General features: G+C 74.1%; 11 protein-coding genes. 10 read left to right on the plus strand and 1 reads right to left on the minus strand.

Going from position 1 to position 16,103, the window contains the following annotated elements; genetic code table 11:
- The first annotated feature begins 36 nt into the window (after positions 1-36).
- The 5 genes from CKY47_RS05925 to CKY47_RS05945 all read left to right on the plus strand — a co-directional run bounded on the left by CKY47_RS05925 (position 37) and on the right by CKY47_RS05945 (position 10,015).
- Complete coding sequence (locus CKY47_RS05925) at positions 37-4,707, plus strand: non-ribosomal peptide synthetase (RefSeq protein ID WP_306744622.1); 4,671 nt, start codon at positions 37-39, stop codon at positions 4,705-4,707.
- A gap of 74 nt (positions 4,708-4,781) precedes the next feature.
- Positions 4,782-5,999: a 3-deoxy-7-phosphoheptulonate synthase gene (locus CKY47_RS05930; RefSeq protein WP_306744623.1), complete on the plus strand. Its 1,218-nt coding sequence runs from the start codon at positions 4,782-4,784 to the stop codon at positions 5,997-5,999.
- Positions 5,996-7,915: a chorismate-binding protein gene (locus CKY47_RS05935; protein WP_306744624.1), complete on the plus strand. Its 1,920-nt coding sequence runs from the start codon at positions 5,996-5,998 to the stop codon at positions 7,913-7,915. The genes CKY47_RS05930 and CKY47_RS05935 overlap by 4 nt, the downstream gene beginning before the upstream one ends.
- A complete protein-coding gene (locus tag CKY47_RS05940) occupies positions 7,902-8,450 on the plus strand; it encodes a flavin reductase family protein (RefSeq protein ID WP_306744625.1) in 549 nt (182 codons plus the stop codon). The genes CKY47_RS05935 and CKY47_RS05940 overlap by 14 nt, the downstream gene beginning before the upstream one ends.
- A 14-nt stretch (positions 8,451-8,464) precedes the next feature.
- On the plus strand, positions 8,465-10,015 hold the full coding sequence (locus tag CKY47_RS05945; RefSeq protein WP_306744626.1) for a 4-hydroxyphenylacetate 3-hydroxylase family protein: 1,551 nt from the start codon (positions 8,465-8,467) through the stop codon (positions 10,013-10,015).
- Between the two features lie 63 nt (positions 10,016-10,078).
- Here CKY47_RS05945 and CKY47_RS05950 read toward each other — a convergent pair whose 3' ends face one another.
- Complete coding sequence (locus CKY47_RS05950; protein ID WP_306744627.1) at positions 10,079-10,747, minus strand: O-methyltransferase; 669 nt, start codon at positions 10,745-10,747, stop codon at positions 10,079-10,081.
- Between the two features lie 303 nt (positions 10,748-11,050).
- Between CKY47_RS05950 and CKY47_RS05955 the strand changes: the two genes are divergently transcribed.
- From CKY47_RS05955 to CKY47_RS05975, 5 genes are read left to right on the plus strand one after another with little or no spacing between them, the layout of a single operon-like run.
- Complete coding sequence (locus tag CKY47_RS05955) at positions 11,051-11,494, plus strand: VOC family protein (protein ID WP_306744628.1); 444 nt, start codon at positions 11,051-11,053, stop codon at positions 11,492-11,494.
- On the plus strand, positions 11,491-12,429 hold the full coding sequence (locus CKY47_RS05960; protein WP_306744629.1) for a 3-methyl-L-tyrosine peroxygenase-related protein: 939 nt from the start codon (positions 11,491-11,493) through the stop codon (positions 12,427-12,429). Before CKY47_RS05955 ends, CKY47_RS05960 begins: the two co-directional genes overlap by 4 nt.
- Before the next feature lie 26 nt (positions 12,430-12,455).
- Complete coding sequence (locus CKY47_RS05965; RefSeq protein WP_306744630.1) at positions 12,456-13,352, plus strand: LLM class flavin-dependent oxidoreductase; 897 nt, start codon at positions 12,456-12,458, stop codon at positions 13,350-13,352.
- Positions 13,349-14,245, plus strand: a complete 897-nt coding sequence (locus tag CKY47_RS05970; RefSeq protein ID WP_306744631.1) for a PhzF family phenazine biosynthesis protein — start codon at positions 13,349-13,351, stop codon at positions 14,243-14,245. Before CKY47_RS05965 ends, CKY47_RS05970 begins: the two co-directional genes overlap by 4 nt.
- 24 nt (positions 14,246-14,269) lie before the next feature.
- Positions 14,270-16,060 carry a gamma-glutamyltransferase family protein gene (locus CKY47_RS05975; protein ID WP_306744632.1) on the plus strand — a complete coding sequence of 597 codons (1,791 nt, stop codon included), beginning with the start codon at positions 14,270-14,272 and terminating at the stop codon, positions 16,058-16,060.
- Positions 16,061-16,103 lie beyond the last annotated feature (43 nt).

Consider the following 16,103-nt stretch of genomic DNA (forward strand, 5'->3'; position numbering starts at 1 on the left):
GGGCGGGCGAGGCCGAGACGGAGGAGACGAGGAACTGTGAACCCACCCCTGGAATCCGCGGTGCTGGAGCTGGCGCGGACGGTCACCGGCGTGGCCGACCTCTCCGCCGCCGACTCGCTGTCCCGGCGCTGCGGCGGTCCCGAGGCGGTGTCCCGGGTCGGCGCGGCGGTGCGCGCGGTGTTCGCCGCCGGGCTCGGCGACGAGGCGCTGCGCGGGATCGACACCGCGGGCGAGCTGGCCGACGTGGTCGAGCGGTCGCGCGGGACCGGCACCCGTCCGGTGCTGCGCGCCGGCCTGGCACCGCGTCGGGGCGAACCGCTCCCGGCCTCGTCCGGGCAGAGCGGCATCTGGCTGGCCGACCAGTACGCGCCGTCGTCCACCGCGTACAACGGCCCGTTCCACGTCGTGCTGCCCGAGGCGCTGGAGCCGGAGGCGGTGCGTGAGGCCGTGCGGCGCGTGGTGGGTCGCCACGAGGTGCTGCGCACCAACCTCCGGTTGGTCGACGGCGTGCTGACCCAGGTGGTGTCGCCCGAGCCGCGGTTCCGGTTCGAGGTGCGCGAGTACTCCTCGGACGACGAGCCGGCGGCCATCGCCACCGAGGTCGCCCGCACGAGGATCGACCTGGGGGCCGACCCCGTGGTGACGGTCGTCTGCGCCACCCGCGCCACCGGGCCGGGTGGAGAGCCGGAGACCGCCCTGGTGTGCGACATCCACCACGCCGCCTCCGACGCCGCCTCCGCCGGGCTGTTCCTCACCGAACTGCTGGCGCGCCACGACGAGGTCGTCACCGGCCTGCCCACCGACGACGGCTGCGACCGTCCCCAGTACGCGGACTTCGCGCACTGGCAGGAACTCCGGCTGGCCGGCCCGGAGCTGTCGCGGGTGCTGGACCACTGGGCGGACCGGCTCGGCGGCGACCTGCCCGCACTGGACCTGCCGGTGGACCGGCCCCGCCCGGCGACCCGGCGTTTCGCGGGCGACGTCCTGCCGTTCACCGTGCCCGCGCCGCTGGTGCGCGAACTGCACGCGCTCGGCGCCGCCGAGGGCGTCACGCTGTTCATGATCGCCCACGCGGCGTACGCGCTGCTGCTGTCCCGCTACGCGCGCCAGGACGAGGTGGCCGTCGGCACCCCGGTGTCGTTGCGCGACCCGGCCGAGGCGCACGACATCATCGGCTACCTGGTCAACATGGTGGTGCTCCGGCACCGCTTGGACGAGGACGCGACGGTGCGCGACCTGCTGCGGGCGGTGCGCGACGAGGCCGCCGACGCGATGCGGCACAAGTGGGCGCCGTTCGAGAAGGTCGTCGAGCGGGTGCGACCCAAGCGCGCCGGCGGCTACTCGCCACTGATCCAGACCATGCTGGTGCTCACCCCGCCGGGCTCGTCGCACGTCGAGCGCCGCGGCCGGCGCCTGCGCATCCGGCGCGACGTCGGCCACGGTGCCAAGTACGACCTGTCGCTGGTGGTGCAGCCCGGCGACGCGGGCGAGCTGGACGCGGTGTTCGAGTACGACACCGACCTGTTCGACGCCACCACCGTGCGCGGCCTGGGCGAGCGGTTGGTGCGGGTCCTGGAGGCGTTCGCGCGCGAGCCCGGCTCCCGGCTGGGCGACGTGCGACTGCTGTCGGACGAGGAGGAGCGCGAGGTGCTCGCGCTCGGCGACCGGGTCGCCGAGCGCACCCCGCCGCGGCCCACCTCGGAACTGTTCGAGGAGCAGGTGGCCGCGGCCCCGGACGCCGTCGCCGTGGAGCACGAGGGCCGCTCGCTGACCTACCGGGAACTGAACGAGCGCGCCAACCGCCTCGCCCGCGCCCTGCGCGACCGCCCGGTCGGCGCCGGCGACCGCGTCGCCCTGTACCTGCCGCGGTCGGTGGACGCGGTGGTGGCGCTGCTGGGCGTGGTGAAGTCCGGCGCGGCCTACGTGCCGATCGACCCTTCCTACCCGCGCGAGCGCGTGCGGGACATGCTGGCCGACGCCGACGTGCGGCTGGTCCTGACCACCTCCGCCGCGGCGGGCGACCTGCCCGGCGGGGTGGAGCGGCTGGAGCTGGACCGCGTCGACCTGTCCGGGTGGCCCGCCGACGACCTCGGCCGGGTCAAGAGCCCCCAGGACGAGGTCTACGTCGTCTACACGTCCGGCTCGACCGGCCGCCCCAAGGGCGTGGTCATCCGGGACGAGACGGTGGACAACCTCGTGCGGGTGCAGGACCGGGTGTCCCCGGTGGGCGCGACCGGCCGGACGTTGCAGTACATGTCGCTGTCGTTCGACGTCTCGGTGATGGAGATCCTGGGCACGCTGTGCGTCGGCGGCACGCTGGTGCTCGTCCCCGAGGAGGTCCGCAAGGACCTGCACGCCCTGGCGGAGTTCCTGCGCCGGCACGAGGTCCACCGGGTGTACCTGCCCTACGTGGCGCTCCAGGGGCTGGCGGCCATCGCGGTGGACGCCGGCCTGCGGCTGGACGCACTGCGCGAGGTCGCCTCGGTCGGCGAGCAACTGGTCGTCTCACCTCAGATCCGCCGCTTCTTCGCCGAGCACACCGGCGCCCGCCTGCTGAACATGTACGGCCCGTCGGAGACCCACCTGGCGACCTGGCGGGAGGTCCCCGGCGACCCGGCGACCTGGCCGGAGGCACCCGCGATCGGCGAGGGCATCCCCGGCCTGCGCCTGGCCGTGTTGGACCGGCGCGGCGCGGTCGTGCCGCCGGGCGTGCCGGGTGAGCTGCACCTGGGCGGCCCGGTGCTGTCGCCGGGCTACCACCGGCGGCAGGAGGAGACGGCCCGGCGCTTCCTGCCCGATCCGTTCCGGCCCGGCGAGGTGCTGTACCGCACGGGCGACCTGGTGCGGTCCACCCGCGACGGGCTGGAGTACCTGGGCCGGGTGGACGACCAGATCAAGGTCCGCGGTTACCGGATCGAGCCCGCCGAGGTCGAGGCGGCCATCGACGCGCTGGACCTGGTGACGGCGTCGGCGGTCACGGCGGTGGACGTCGCGCCCGGCGACCGCAGGCTGGTGGCGTTCGTCGTGGGCGGCCCCGAGGACCCCCACGAGGTCGGTCGCGCCCTGGTCGGCGTGCTGCCCGACCACATGGTGCCCTCGCACGTCGTGCGGCTGGAGCGGTTGCCGGTGACCCCGAGCGGCAAGGCCGACCGCAAGGCGCTGCGGGAGCTGTTCAGGCTGGACGACGTCGTGGCCGACGCGCCCTCGGAACCGCCCACCGGCCCGCTGGAGGAGGCCGTGGCCCGGCAGTGGGCCGAGCTGCTCGGCGGGGTCGCCCCCGGCCGCCACGACGACTTCTTCGCCCTCGGCGGCCACTCGATCATGGCCACCGAGCTGGTCTACCGGCTGCGACGCGAGCACCACGTCGACCTGCCGCTGCGGGCCATGCTGGACAACCCGACGGTCGCGGGCATGGCCGCCCGCATCGCCGAGGTCCTCGACACCGGCGCGGCCGCCGCACCGCGCAGGCTCGACCTGCCGGCCGAGGTCCGCCTGCCCGAGGGCTTCGCGGTGCGCGGCGCCCCGGTGGCCGACGACGAGGTGACCGACGTGCTGCTCACCGGCGCGACCGGCTTCCTCGGCGCGTTCCTGCTGCACGACCTGCTGCGCACGACCACGTGGCGGGTGCACTGCCTGGTGCGGGCCGACGACGCCGACGCGGCGTGGCGCCGGCTGCTGGACACCGCACGGCGCTACGGCATCGCGGACGCGCTGGACCCGCGGCGCGTGGTGGCGATGCCCGGCGACCTGGCCCGCGAGCGCTTCGGCCTCGCCGAGGACGAGCACGACGAGCTGGCCTCGACCGTGGACGCGGTCTACCACGCGGCGGCGCACATCAACTTCGTGCTGCCCTACGGCTCGGTGAAGGCCGCGAACGTGGACGGCACCTCGCGCGTCGTCGCGTTCGCGGCGCACCGCCGGGTCAAGCGGCTGCACCACATGTCCACCATCGCGGTGTTCTCGCCCGCCGAACCGGACGGCGTGATCACCGAGCTGTCGGTGCCCCGCGCGCCCGAGGCGCTGGGCATCGGCTACACGCAGAGCAAGTGGGTGGCCGAGCGGATCGCCACGGCCGCCCGCGACGAGGGGCTGCCGGTCACGGTGTACCGCATCGGTCGCGTCTCCGGCGACAGCAGGACCGGCGCGTGCCAGGCGGACGACTTCCTCTGGCGGCAGGTCAAGACCTTCATCCAGCTGGGCGCCGCCCCTCCCGGCGACACCATGACCACCGACCTGCTGCCGGTGGACTTCGTCGCCCGCGCCGTCGTGGCGCTGTCCCGCGACCCGGGCGCGCACGACCGCACGCTGCACCTGTTCCACCCGCGCGGAGCCGACTTCGACACCGTCTACCGGGGTATCCGGGCAAGCGGCCACGACGTGGGCGTCATGCCCGCGGACCAGTGGTGGGACCTGTTGGAGCGCTCCGCCGCCGAACCCGGCGGCAACGCCCTGGCCGCCACCCTGCCACTGTTCCGCGAGGGCGCCCTGGAACTGGGCGACAACACCTACCGCAACGACGACACCGCGGCGCTGCTCGACCGGCTCGGCCTGCCGCTCCCCGACATCGAACCGGCGGCGGTCACGCGGATGGTCCGCTTCTTCGAGGGCACCGGGGAACTGGCCGGCGCGCGTCGACCGGTCGCGCCCGGGACGGATTCGTCCCGAGCGGTCGGACCGCGGTCCGGCGTGCCCCAACCCGCGGCCTGACCGCGCCCGGTCGCACCGCCCACCGACGACCCGAACCGATCCGTCCCGCGCGAGCGGGACGTGGAGGAACCACCATGACGACCCACACGTCCAGCACGGACCGCCTGCTCAGCGAGGTGCTCGCCGCGGCGGCGCTGCCGGCCCGGCAGCAACCCCAGTGGTGCGACCGGGGCCGTTTGGCCGAGGTCCGCACCCGCCTGTCCATCTCCGAACCCATCGTCGACCACGAGTCGGTGCGCCGGTTGTCGGGTCTGCTGGTCCGCGCCGCGCACGGCGAGTTGGGCGTCCTCCAGGCGGGTGACTGCGCGGAGGACCCGGCCGAGTGCGGGGTGGACGACATCCGCCCCAAGGTGGAGCTGCTCGACATGCTCGGCGACGTCATGGGCGTCGGCGCGGGCACACCGGTGCTCAAGGTCGGCCGCATCGCCGGGCAGTACGCCAAGCCGCGCTCCGCCGACCACGAGGTGCGCGACGGCGTCCGGCTGCCCGTCTACCGCGGCTCGATCGTCAACAGCCCCGTCCCCACGCCCTCGGCCCGGCGGGCCGACCCCGAGCGGGTCCTGCTCGGGCACGTGGCCGCGCGGCGCACCGTCGCGGCCGTGGACGAGCTCGGCCGGGGTCGGGGCGCGGCGCCCGAGCACCGGGTGTGGACCAGCCACGAGGCGTTGCTGCTGGACTACGAGGTGCCGCAGATCCGCACCACGCCGGACGGCGGGCTGTACCTCGCGAGCACGCACTGGCCGTGGATCGGTGAGCGCACCCGGCAGCTCGACGGTGCGCACGTGCGGCTGCTGTCCCTGGTGGACAACCCGGTGGCCTGCAAGATCGGCCCGAGCACGAGCGTGGACGAGGTGCTCGGCCTGTGCGCCGCGCTCGACCCGGACCGCACGCCGGGCCGGCTGACCCTCATCCCCCGCTTCGGCGCGGCGCACATCGACGACCTGGGCCCGCTGGTGCGCGCGGTCGTGCGCGCGGGCCACCCCGTGCTGTGGCTGTGCGACCCGATGCACGGCAACACCGTCGTCGGGGACCACGGCCTGAAGACGCGCCGGCTCGGTGACGTGATGGCGGAGATCGACCGCTTCGTCCGGGTGGTGACCGCCAACGGCGGACTGCCCGCCGGCCTGCACCTGGAGGCGTCGGCGGCGAACGTCTCCGAGTGCGAGGGCGCGGGGGTCGTGGTGGCGCGCGGCGAGCACTACCGGACGCTGTGCGACCCGCGGCTGAACACCACGCAGGCCGTGGCCGCCGTCGCCCACTGGCACCGGACGCCGATGCGGGTGGCCGCGTGAGCCGGTCCACTCCCACCCTGCCCGGCCTGCCGGAGAGCGGTCCGTTCGCGCTGCTGCACCGCCCCGGCGACGGCGCGGACGCGGTCGAGGTGCTCGCGGGCCCGGTCCGCCACGCCGAACGGCTCGACGGGCTGGACCTCGACGGCCCGGCGACGCGGGGTCGCGACGGGCACACGGCGCTGGTGGTGATGCCCTACCGGCAGATCGCCGAACGCGGCTTCGACTGCCCCGACGACGGGGAGCCGCTGCTGCTGATGGAGGTGCGCGACCGGCACCGGGTGCCGGTGGCCGACGCCGTGGCCGCGCTGCCCGACCGGATGCCGCCGCTGGAGGAGCTGGGGTTCGACCTGGACGACGACGCCTACGGCCGGCTGGTGGACCGCGTCGTCCGGTCGGAGATCCAGGCCGGCGAGGGCTCGAACTTCGTGCTGGCGCGCAGCCTGCGCGGCCGGTTCCGGGAGTTCGACCGATCGGCGGCGCTGGCGCTGTTCCGGGGCTTGTTGACCGGGGAGAGCGGCACCTACTGGACGTTCCTCGTGCACACCGGGGACCGGTACCTGGTGGGCAGCTCGCCTGAGCGGCACGTGCGCGTGCGTGGCGACGAGCTGGCCATGAACCCGATCAGCGGCACCTACCGGATGCCCGGAGGGGAGGTGGACCACGACGGCCTGCTGCGGTTCCTGCGCGACCCCAAGGAGGTCGACGAGCTGTACATGGTCGTCGACGAGGAGCTGAAGATGATGGTGTCGCTGTGCGAGCGGGACGTCGTGGTGTCCGGGCCGTCGCTGACGTGGATGTCGCACGTCGCGCACACCGGCTACCACCTGACCGGTCGCTCCGACCGGCCGCTGGCCGAGGTGCTGCGGCGCACCATGTTCGCGCCGACGGTCACCGGCAGCCCGCTGGAGAACGCCTGCCGCGCCGTGGCCCGCCACGAGCCGGCCGGGCGCGGCTACTACAGCGGCGTCGTCGCGCTGGTGGGCGCGGAGGGCGGTCGGCGGTCGCTGGACTCCGCGATCCTGATCCGGACGGCCGACATCGCGCCGGACGGCGCGGTGCGGCTCACCACGGGGGCGACGGTGGTCCGCGATTCGGTGCCCGCCGCGGAGGCCGCCGAGACCTCCGCCAAGGCGGCCGGGCTGCTGCGGGCGATGAGCGGCGAGCAGCCGGGCCGCGCGCCCACTCCCCCGGCGGGTGCGTTCGACCGGGTGCTGGCCGGCCGCAACGACGGGGTGTCGGCGTTCTGGCGGTCGGCGGACGCGCAGCGCGTCGCCGACCCGCTGCTGCTGGGCGTGCCGGTGACCGTCGTGGACGCCGAGGACGACTTCAGCGCGATGCTGACCTACCAGTTGCGGGCGCTGGGCTGCGCGGTGCGGTTGGTGCCGTGGCGGCGCGCGGTCCCCGGGATCGGTGACGACGGCGTGCTGCTGCTCGGCCCCGGTCCCGGTCGGCCCACCGACCACCGCGCCCCGCGGATCGCCGCGCTGCGCGAACTGGCGGCCGACGCGCTGGAGCGCCGCCGCCCCCTCGCCGCGGTGTGCCTGGGCCACCAGGTCGTCTGCGACCTGCTGGGGCTGCCGCTGGTGCGGCTGCCGCGCACCAACCAGGGCCGGCGGCTGCGGGTGCGGCTGCTCGGCCGGCAGCGGTGGCTGGGCTTCTACAACAGCTTCGCCGCCCGCACGGACCGCGGGGTGTCGGTGGGTGACCGGCCCGTGCACGTCGAGCGGGACCCGGACGGCTGGGTGCTGGCGCTGCGCGGCCCGGGGCTGGCCACGGCCCAGTTCCACGCCGAGTCGTTCCTGACCGAGGGCAGCCCCGAGGTGCTGCGGACCCTGTTGCTCGACACGCTCGCGGGCGACCTGCACGGCGCCCGCCCACTCCGCACGAGAGGAGCGCACGTCCATGAGCACGCCTAGCACCGCCGCGCCGCCCGTCGAACCGATGGCGCTGCGCCGGTTCCTGGGGAACTTCCCCACCGGCGTCACCGTGGTGACCTGCCGGCGCGGCGACGTGGTCCACGGCGCGACGGTCAACGCCTTCACGTCGGTGTCGCTCGCGCCGCCGCTGGTGCTGACCGCGCTGGACCGGCGCAGCCGCGCCTGCGGGCACCTGGCCGAGGGCGCGTTCGTGGTGAACGTGCTCGCCGAGGACCAGCGGGACGTGGCACTGCACTTCGCGGGCCGGCCGATGCCCGGTCCGGTGCCGTGGCTCGACCAGGACGGCGACCACCCGCGCCTGGACGGCGTGGTGGGCCACCTGTTCTGCCGGGTGTGGCGCAACTACGAAGGCGGCGACCACGTGCTGCACGTCGCCGAGGTCGAGGACCTCCGGTCGCACGGCGGCCGACCGCTGTTGTTCCACCGGGGCGACTTCCCGCGCGTGGCCGACGGCGACCCGGTGTGGTCGCTGACGCTGGACGGCTGGGCGCCCCGGTTCACGACGACCCGCTGACGGAAGGGAAGCAGATGAGCACCCCGCACGACCCCGCGCCCGCCGGGACCCCGCGGCGCGTGACCCGGCCGATGACCGGCGACGAGTACCTGGAGAGCATCCGCGACGGCCGCGAGGTGTGGGCCTACGGCGAGCGCGTGGACGACGTCACCAAGCACCCGGCGTTCCGCAACACCGCGCGCATGACCGCCCGCCTCTACGACGCGCTGCACGACCCGGAGCACCGCGACGTGCTGACCGCGCCCACCGACACCGGCAGCGACGGCTACACGCACAGCTTCTTCCGCGTGCCCCGCGGCGTGGACGACCTGGTGCACGACCGCGACGCCATCGCCCGGTGGGCCCGCCTGGGCTACGGCTGGCTGGGCCGCAGCCCGGACTACAAGGCGAGCTTCCTGACCACGTTGGGCGCGAAGCCGGAGTACTACGGCGACTTCGCGGACAACGCGCGCCGCTGGTACGCCGAGGCCCAGGAGAAGGTGCTGTTCTGGAACCACGCGGTCATCAACCCGCCGGTCGACCGGAACCGGCCGCCGGACGAGGTGGACGACGTGTTCGTGCACGTCGAGGAGGAGCGCGACGACGGCCTGGTCGTCAGCGGCGCGAAGGTGGTGGCGACCGGGTCGGCGCTGACCCACGCCAACTTCATCGCCCACTACGGACTGCCGGTGAAGAAGAAGGAGTTCGCGCTCGTCGCCACCTTCCCGATGGACTCGCCCGGCCTGAAGCTGATCTGCCGGCAGTCCTACGAGCTGGCCTCGGCGCGGATGGGCAGCCCGTTCGACCAGCCGCTGTCGAGCAGGCTGGACGAGAACGACACCATCTTCATCCTCGACCGGGTGAAGATCCCGTGGGAGAACGTGTTCATCTACGGCGACACCGCGAAGGCGGGCACGTTCCTCACCCAGTCGGGATTCACCCACCGGCTCACCTTCCACGGCGTGACGCGCTTGGGGGTGAAGCTGGACTTCCTGGCGGGCCTGCTGCTCAAGGGCCTGGAGGTCACCGGCACCCAGGACTTCCGCGGCGTGCAGACCCGCGTCGGAGAGGTGCTGGCGTGGCGCAACCTGTTCTGGGGCCTGAGCGACGCGATGGCGCGCACCCCCGACACCTGGCACGGCGACGCGGTGCTGCCCAACCTGGACTACGGCATGGCCTACCGGTGGTTCATGACGCTGGGCTACCCGCGGGTGCGCGAGATCATCATGCAGGACCTCAGCAGCGCCCTGATCTACCTCAACTCGCACGCCAAGGACTTCCGGGAGCCGGAGCTGCGGCCGTACCTGGACCGCTTCATGCGCGGCTCCAACGGGTACGACGCGGTGGAGCGGGCCAAGCTGATGAAGCTGATCTGGGACTCGGTGGGCACGGAGTTCGCGGGCAGGCACGAGCTGTACGAGCGCAACTACTCGGGCAACCACGAGAACGTGCGCATCGAACTGCTGCTGGCCCAGACGGCGTCCGGGCAGGTGGACGACTACAAGGGCTTCGCCGAGCAGTGCATGGCCGAGTACGACCTGGACGGCTGGACCGCGCCGGACCTGGTCAACCCCGGTCGGGCGTGACGTCGTGGCCGCCGACCGCCGGTGCGGCGCGGGCCGCGGCACCCCCGCGGCCCGCGCGCCCGGTCACCCCGTGACGAGCACCAGGGTGAACCCGTCGTGGCCCTTGGCGCCCACCGTCTGGAGGGTCGTCGCCTCGACCCGGGGTTCGTGGGCGAGCCGTTCCAGGAAGCGCCGCACGCCCTGCACGCCCCGGTCGGGGTGCTCCGGGTCCGCGACCGCCCCGCCCTGCACCACGTTGTCGACCACGATCAGGGAGCCGGGTCGGGTGAGCTTGAGCGCCCACTCGAAGTACTCGGGGATGTCGGGTTTGTTGGCGTCGACGAACACCAGGTCGAAGGGCGCGGCGGGGTCGGCGGTCAGCTCGGGCAGGACGTCCAGCGCCCGGCCGACCCGCTGGCGGACGCGGTCCGCGACGCCGGCGTTCGCGATGTGCTCGCCGGCCGCCCGGGCGAAGGACTCCTCGTACTCGATGGTCACCAGCGTGCCGTCGGCGGGCAGCGCCCTGGCCAGCCAGATGGTGCTGTACCCGCCGAAGGTGCCGATCTCCAGGACCGTCCGGGCGCCGCGGGTCCGCGCCAGCAGGTTCAGGAACCTGCCCTGCGCGGACGAGACGGCGATGTCGGGCAACTCGAACCCGACATTGGCCCGGGCCGCGTCCTCCAGCGCCCGGTCCGGCGCCGCGGAGAGGCTCTCGAGGTAGTCGTCCACTGCATTCCAAGTCTGTTCTCCCATAGCGACCATTTTACGGAGGAAAACGCGGCGAGCCAACCCGAAAAAAGCGGTAAACGCCATCCCCCATTCGCGCCATCGCGCCGGTAAAGTGAGCAAAACAGCAGCTCACGCGCTTCCGCATGCCCTCTTCAGCCTACCGGAGAAGTTCCGAACCCATCGCCCGCAAAAGTTGCAGAGCCACCTGTCAGTTGCTTAACATCGAACCACGAGCGTATTCCCGAACCCTCTTGCGAAGGAATTCCCATGACCGGTTCCATGACTTCGCCGAGCCGCGTGCGCACGTTATTGCCGCCCGCTCCGCGGATGCACCACGTCGGTATCCAGACCCGGGACCTGGCGAACTGCGTGGCCTGGTACCGCGACTTCTTCGGGTGCGAGGAGAAGTGGAGTCTGGAGGAGTTCTCCGACCTGACGCTCAGCAGGCTGCCCGGCATGGAGCGGCTCACCGAGGTGAGGGTGGGCGACCTGCGCTTCCACCTGTTCGAGCGCGCCGACGACACCGACGACCTGCCGGGCGGCAACAAGATCCAGTTCCAGCACGTGTGCCTGGACGTCTCCTCGCCGGAGAACCTGGTGGCCTGGCGCGAGCGCTGGCTGGAGCTGCGCGCGTCCGGCCGCTACCGCTTCGCCACCGACGAGGCGCCCACCGACATCGTCACCGACGCCGACGGCGTGCAGAGCTGCTACCTGGTCGACGTCAACGGCTTGGAGTTCGAGCTGACCTACACCCCCGGCGGTGACCGATGAGCACGTCCACCGCCGTGCTCGCGGACCTCCCCGTCCGCGAGGGTTGGGACTTCGGGGACTTCCCCTACGGCCTGGAACCGCTGGTGCTGCCCGACCCGCCGGGCCGCGACGACCGCGGCGGGCCGCCGGACCGGGTGGGCGACGAGGAGTCGGCCGCCCTGCTGCGGGAGCTGGGCGCGCTGCCCGCCTGCCGCCGCTCCGCACCCGCCCTGGCCTCCGCCGACGAGGCCAACCAGGTGTTCTGGTTCCGCTGGATCACCGGCCACCAGGCGACGTTCGCGGTGTGGCAGTACCTGGCGCGGGCGCAGCACGACGCCGAGGCCGAACCGGACGATCCTCGCCACCTGGCGGTCATGGGCCGGCTGGTGCGGGCGTACACCGCGATGCTGCTCTACACCGGCTCGTGCCCCGACGACGTCTACCACGAGATCATCCGGCCCAGCATGTTCCTCCAGCACCGCGGGTTCAGCGGCGCCTGGGCGCCGGACTTCGCGCCGGTGCGCAGGCTCTTGCGCGGTCGCCGCTTCCCGTGGTCGGAGACCCCGGCCGGGCGGGAGCTGGAGCGGCACGTGCGCACCTACCACGAGGTGCACGCCGGCATCGCCGCCAAGCTGGTCCCGGGCGGCCGGTCGCTGCTCCAGGAGACCGTCGCGGAGACTCGGCTGCTGCACCCCGAGATGCGCGCGGTCGTCTACGACAACTACTTCCTGACGCTGCGCGCGCCGGTCGCCCGGCAGGAGGTGGCCCGGCAACTGGTGCGCCGGCTCAAGGCCATCGCCCTGGACGTCACCGAGAACGGGCTCTACCCCGGTCAGGCGGCCGACTCCCCGGAGCTGCCGCCGGAGCTGCGCTCCCCGGAGGCCGTCGCGCACGAACGCGACTTCACCTCGATCGTCACCGGGCTGGCCGCCCTGATCACCGGCGTCACCGCCTGACCACCCCGGACCCGCGAGGAGCGAGAGTGCGACACGGAGTCCTGATCCTCCCCGAGCACCGCTGGCGAGAGGCCCGGCTGCGGTGGGCACGGGCCGAGGAGTACGGGTTCGACCACGCCTGGACCTACGACCAGCTGATGTGGCGGTGGCTGCGCGACAAGCCGTGGTTCGGCACCGTGCCCACCCTCGCCGCCGCCGCGACCGCGACCACCGCGATCGGCCTCGGCACCATGGTGGCCACGCCCACCTACCGCCACCCGGTCCCGTTCGCCAAGGAGGTCATGTCGCTGGACGACATCAGCGACGGGCGGTTCGTGTGCGGGCTCGGCGTGGGCGCGGGCGCGGTGGACGACCTGGTGGTCGACCGGACCGAGCGCACGCCGCGCGAGCGGGCGGACCGGTTCGCGGAGTTCGTCGAGGTGACGGACCTGCTGCTGCGCCGGCGCGTGACCTCCTACGCGGGCGCGCACTACCGGGTCGACGAGGTGTGGATGAACCCGGGGTGCGTCCGCGCGCCGCGCACCCCGTTCGCCATCGCCGCCACCGGGCCGCGCGGGATGCGGCTGGCCGCCCGGTACGCCCAGACCTGGATCACCGCGGGGCGGCCCGCCACCTTCGACGCCCGCCCCTACGAGCAGGTGCTGCCCGACATCGCGGCGCAGGTGCGCGCCGCCGAGCGGGCGTGCGAGGAGGTCGGGCGCGACCCGGCGTCCCTGCGCCGGCTGCTGCTGACCGGCGCGGCCGTGGGGGGCGTCCTCGACTCGGTCGAGTCCTGGCGGGACGCCTCGGGCCGTTTCGCGGAGGTCGGCATCACCGACCTGGTCGTGCACTGGCCGCGCCTCGACTTCCCCTACGCGGGCGACGAGCGGGTGCTGGAGGACATCGCGGGTGACCTGACGACGACGGTGGGAGGGCTGCGGTGAGCGACCGCATCGACCACGACCGGATCGACTACGAAGTGGTGGACATGTTCGCCGTCGGCCCGCTCAGCGGTTGCGCGCTCGGCGTGGTCCCGGACGCCGGACGCCTGTCCGACGAGGCGATGGCGGCGGTGGCCCGTGAGATCGGCACCTCCGAGACGGCGTTCGTGCTGCCCGCCGCGGAACCCGGCGTCACCCACCGGGTCCGGGTGTTCACCCCGTACGGTGAATCGCCCTTCGGCGGTCACTCCGCGGTGGGCACGGCGGCCACCCTCGTGCGCCTGGGGCTGCTGCCCGCCGGTCGCCTGGTGCAGCAGTGCGGCGAACGCCTCATGCCGGTGGAGGCCGACGACGACGGCGCGACGCTCACCGCCGCCGAACCGCTGGAGGTCGTCCCGTTCGACGCCACCGCCTCGGCGGAGGCGGTGGGCCTGGACCCGGACGACCTCACCGGCCCCGCCGTCACCGCGGGCTTCGGCCCCGCCTTCCACGTCCTGCCGGTGCGGCCCGACGCCCTGGCGCGCGCCGGGCTGCGCCCGGGGCACCCGGTGTGGCGCGACCAGCCGGACGTGGTGCTCCTCGCCTGGGACGGGCGAACGGGTGCCGCGCGGGGCCGCGTGTTCGCCCCCGGCTACGGGATGCCCGAGGACCCCGCCTGCGCCTCGGCCGCGCTGGCGCTCGGACCGTGGCTGGTGGCGTCCGGCCTGCTCCCCACGACCACCGGCTCGCACCCGTACCTGCTGCGCCAAGGTGCCGAGGTGCACCGACCGTCCACGCTGGCCTGCCACGTCGAGGTCAGGGACGGCCGGGTCACCGGGGCGTCGGTCAGCGGCGTCGTCCTGCCCGCGGCCCACGGCCGCATGGTCCTGCCCACCCCGGCCGCCGTACCGGCCTAGCACCACCGAGAGGAAGCGCACACCGTGTTGACCCGACCCGAACTGCGCGGCACCCAGGCCGCGGTGTCCTCGACCCACTGGCTCGCCTCGACCGCCGGGATGGCGATGTTCGACCTGGGCGGAAACGCCTTCGACGCGGCGGCGGCCGCGGCCTTCGTCATCCAGGTGGTCGAGCCCCACCTCAACGGACCGGCGGGCGACGTGCCGATCGTGGTCCACCGCGCCGGTTCCGAGCGGGTCGAGGTGGTGTGCGGGCAGGGCCCGATGCCGGCCCGCGCCACGATCGCCGAGTTCCGTGACCGCGGCCTGTCCGCCGTGCCGGGTTCGGGCCTGCTGCCCGCCTGCGTGCCCGGCGCGTTCGGCGCGTGGCTGCTGCTGGTGCGCGACTACGGCCGGCTGCCGCTGGCCGACGTGCTCGCACCCGCCGTGCACTACGCCGAGCACGGCTACCCGGTGCTGCCCAAGGCCGCGGAGATGATCGGCTCGCTGGAGGAGCTGTTCCGCGACGAGTGGGCCGAGTCGGGCCTCACCTACCTGGTCGACGGCCGGGCGCCCCGTCCCGGCCGGCGGCTGCGCAACCCGGCGCTGGCGGCCACCTACCGGCGCGTGCTGGCCGAGTCCCAGGCCGCGGGCGGCACCCGCGAGCAGCGCATCGACGCCGCGCACCGGGCGTTCTACGAAGGCTTCGTGGCCGAGGCGATCGACCGCTTCGCCACCACCGCGCGGGTCGTGGACGCCACCGGTCGGCGCAACGGTGGCCTGATCTCCGGCGACGACCTCGCCGCGTGGCGGCCGACGGTCGAGGACTCGGTCTCGTCGTCCTACCGGGGCCTGAGCGTGCACAAGCCCGGCCCCTGGTCGCAGGGCCCGGTCTTCCTCCAGCAGCTCGCCCTGCTGGAGGGGTTCGACCTGGCGTCCATGGGCGCGGGCAGCGCCGACCACCTGCACACCGTGGTGGAGTGCGCCAAGCTGGCGTTCGCCGACCGCGAGGCGTGGTACGGCGATCCCGAGCACGCGGACGTGCCGCTGAAGGCGCTGCTGGAGCGCGGGTACGCCAACGAGCGGCGGGCGCTGGTCGGCGCGGTCGCCTCGGGGGCGCTGCGGCCGGGTTCCCCCGACGGCCGTGACCCGTTCGTGCCGCCGCTGCTCGACCTGGACGCGCCGCCGGACGAGCCGTCGTGGCTGGCCCAGATCGACGACGGCGTGCCCGCGGTGGTGCGGCGGACCGCCGCGCGCGGAGACACCTGCTGCGTCACGGCCACCGACGCGGAGGGCAACGTGGTCGCGGCGACGCCGAGCGGCGGCTGGCTCAAGAGCTCCCCGGTGGTGCCCGGCCTGGGCTTCCCGCTGGGGACCCGCGGGCAGATGGCCTGGCTGGTGGAGGGCCACCCGAACTCGTTGGCGCCGGGCAAGCGCCCGCGCACCACGCTGAGCCCCACGGTCGTGCTGCGCGACGGACGGCCGTACCTGGCGTTCGGCACGCCGGGCGGCGACCAGCAGGACCAGTGGACGCTGAACTTCTTCGTCAACCACGTCGACTTCGGGATGGGCGTGCAGGAGGCGGTGGAGGCCACCGCGTTCCACACCGACCACGTGCCGTCGTCGTTCACCCCGCGCCGGTCCCGCCCGCTGGCGCTGGTCACCGAGGGGGGCCGCGCCCCGGACGTCCTCGACGAGCTGCGCCGACGCGGCCACGAGGTGCACGAGGTGCAGCCGGGGACGCTGGGCAAGGTGTGCGCGACCGGGCGCGACGACGACCTGGTGCTGGCCGCGGCCAGCCCGCGCGGCCAGCAGGCGTACGCCGTCGTCAAGTGAACCAGCTGGTCGGGACGGCAGTGGACGACCGGCTGGTCAGCCG

This window comes from Saccharothrix longispora (assembly GCF_030852425.1).
In the GTDB taxonomy this organism is placed as follows: Bacteria; Actinomycetota; Actinomycetes; order Mycobacteriales; family Pseudonocardiaceae; genus Actinosynnema; species Actinosynnema longispora.

What these genes read in the sequence shown, in the direction of transcription:
- CKY47_RS05930 (WP_306744623.1), top strand. Translation starts at nt 4,782, where the DNA reads ATGACGACCCACACGTCCAGCACGGACCGCCTGCTCAGCGAGGTGCTC.
- CKY47_RS05940 (WP_306744625.1), top strand. Translation starts at nt 7,902, where the DNA reads ATGAGCACGCCTAGCACCGCCGCGCCGCCCGTCGAACCGATGGCGCTG.
- CKY47_RS05945 (WP_306744626.1), top strand. Translation starts at nt 8,465, where the DNA reads ATGAGCACCCCGCACGACCCCGCGCCCGCCGGGACCCCGCGGCGCGTG.
- CKY47_RS05950 (WP_306744627.1), bottom strand. Translation starts at nt 10,747, where the DNA reads ATGGGAGAACAGACTTGGAATGCAGTGGACGACTACCTCGAGAGCCTC.
- CKY47_RS05955 (WP_306744628.1), top strand. Translation starts at nt 11,051, where the DNA reads ATGCACCACGTCGGTATCCAGACCCGGGACCTGGCGAACTGCGTGGCC.
- CKY47_RS05960 (WP_306744629.1), top strand. Translation starts at nt 11,491, where the DNA reads ATGAGCACGTCCACCGCCGTGCTCGCGGACCTCCCCGTCCGCGAGGGT.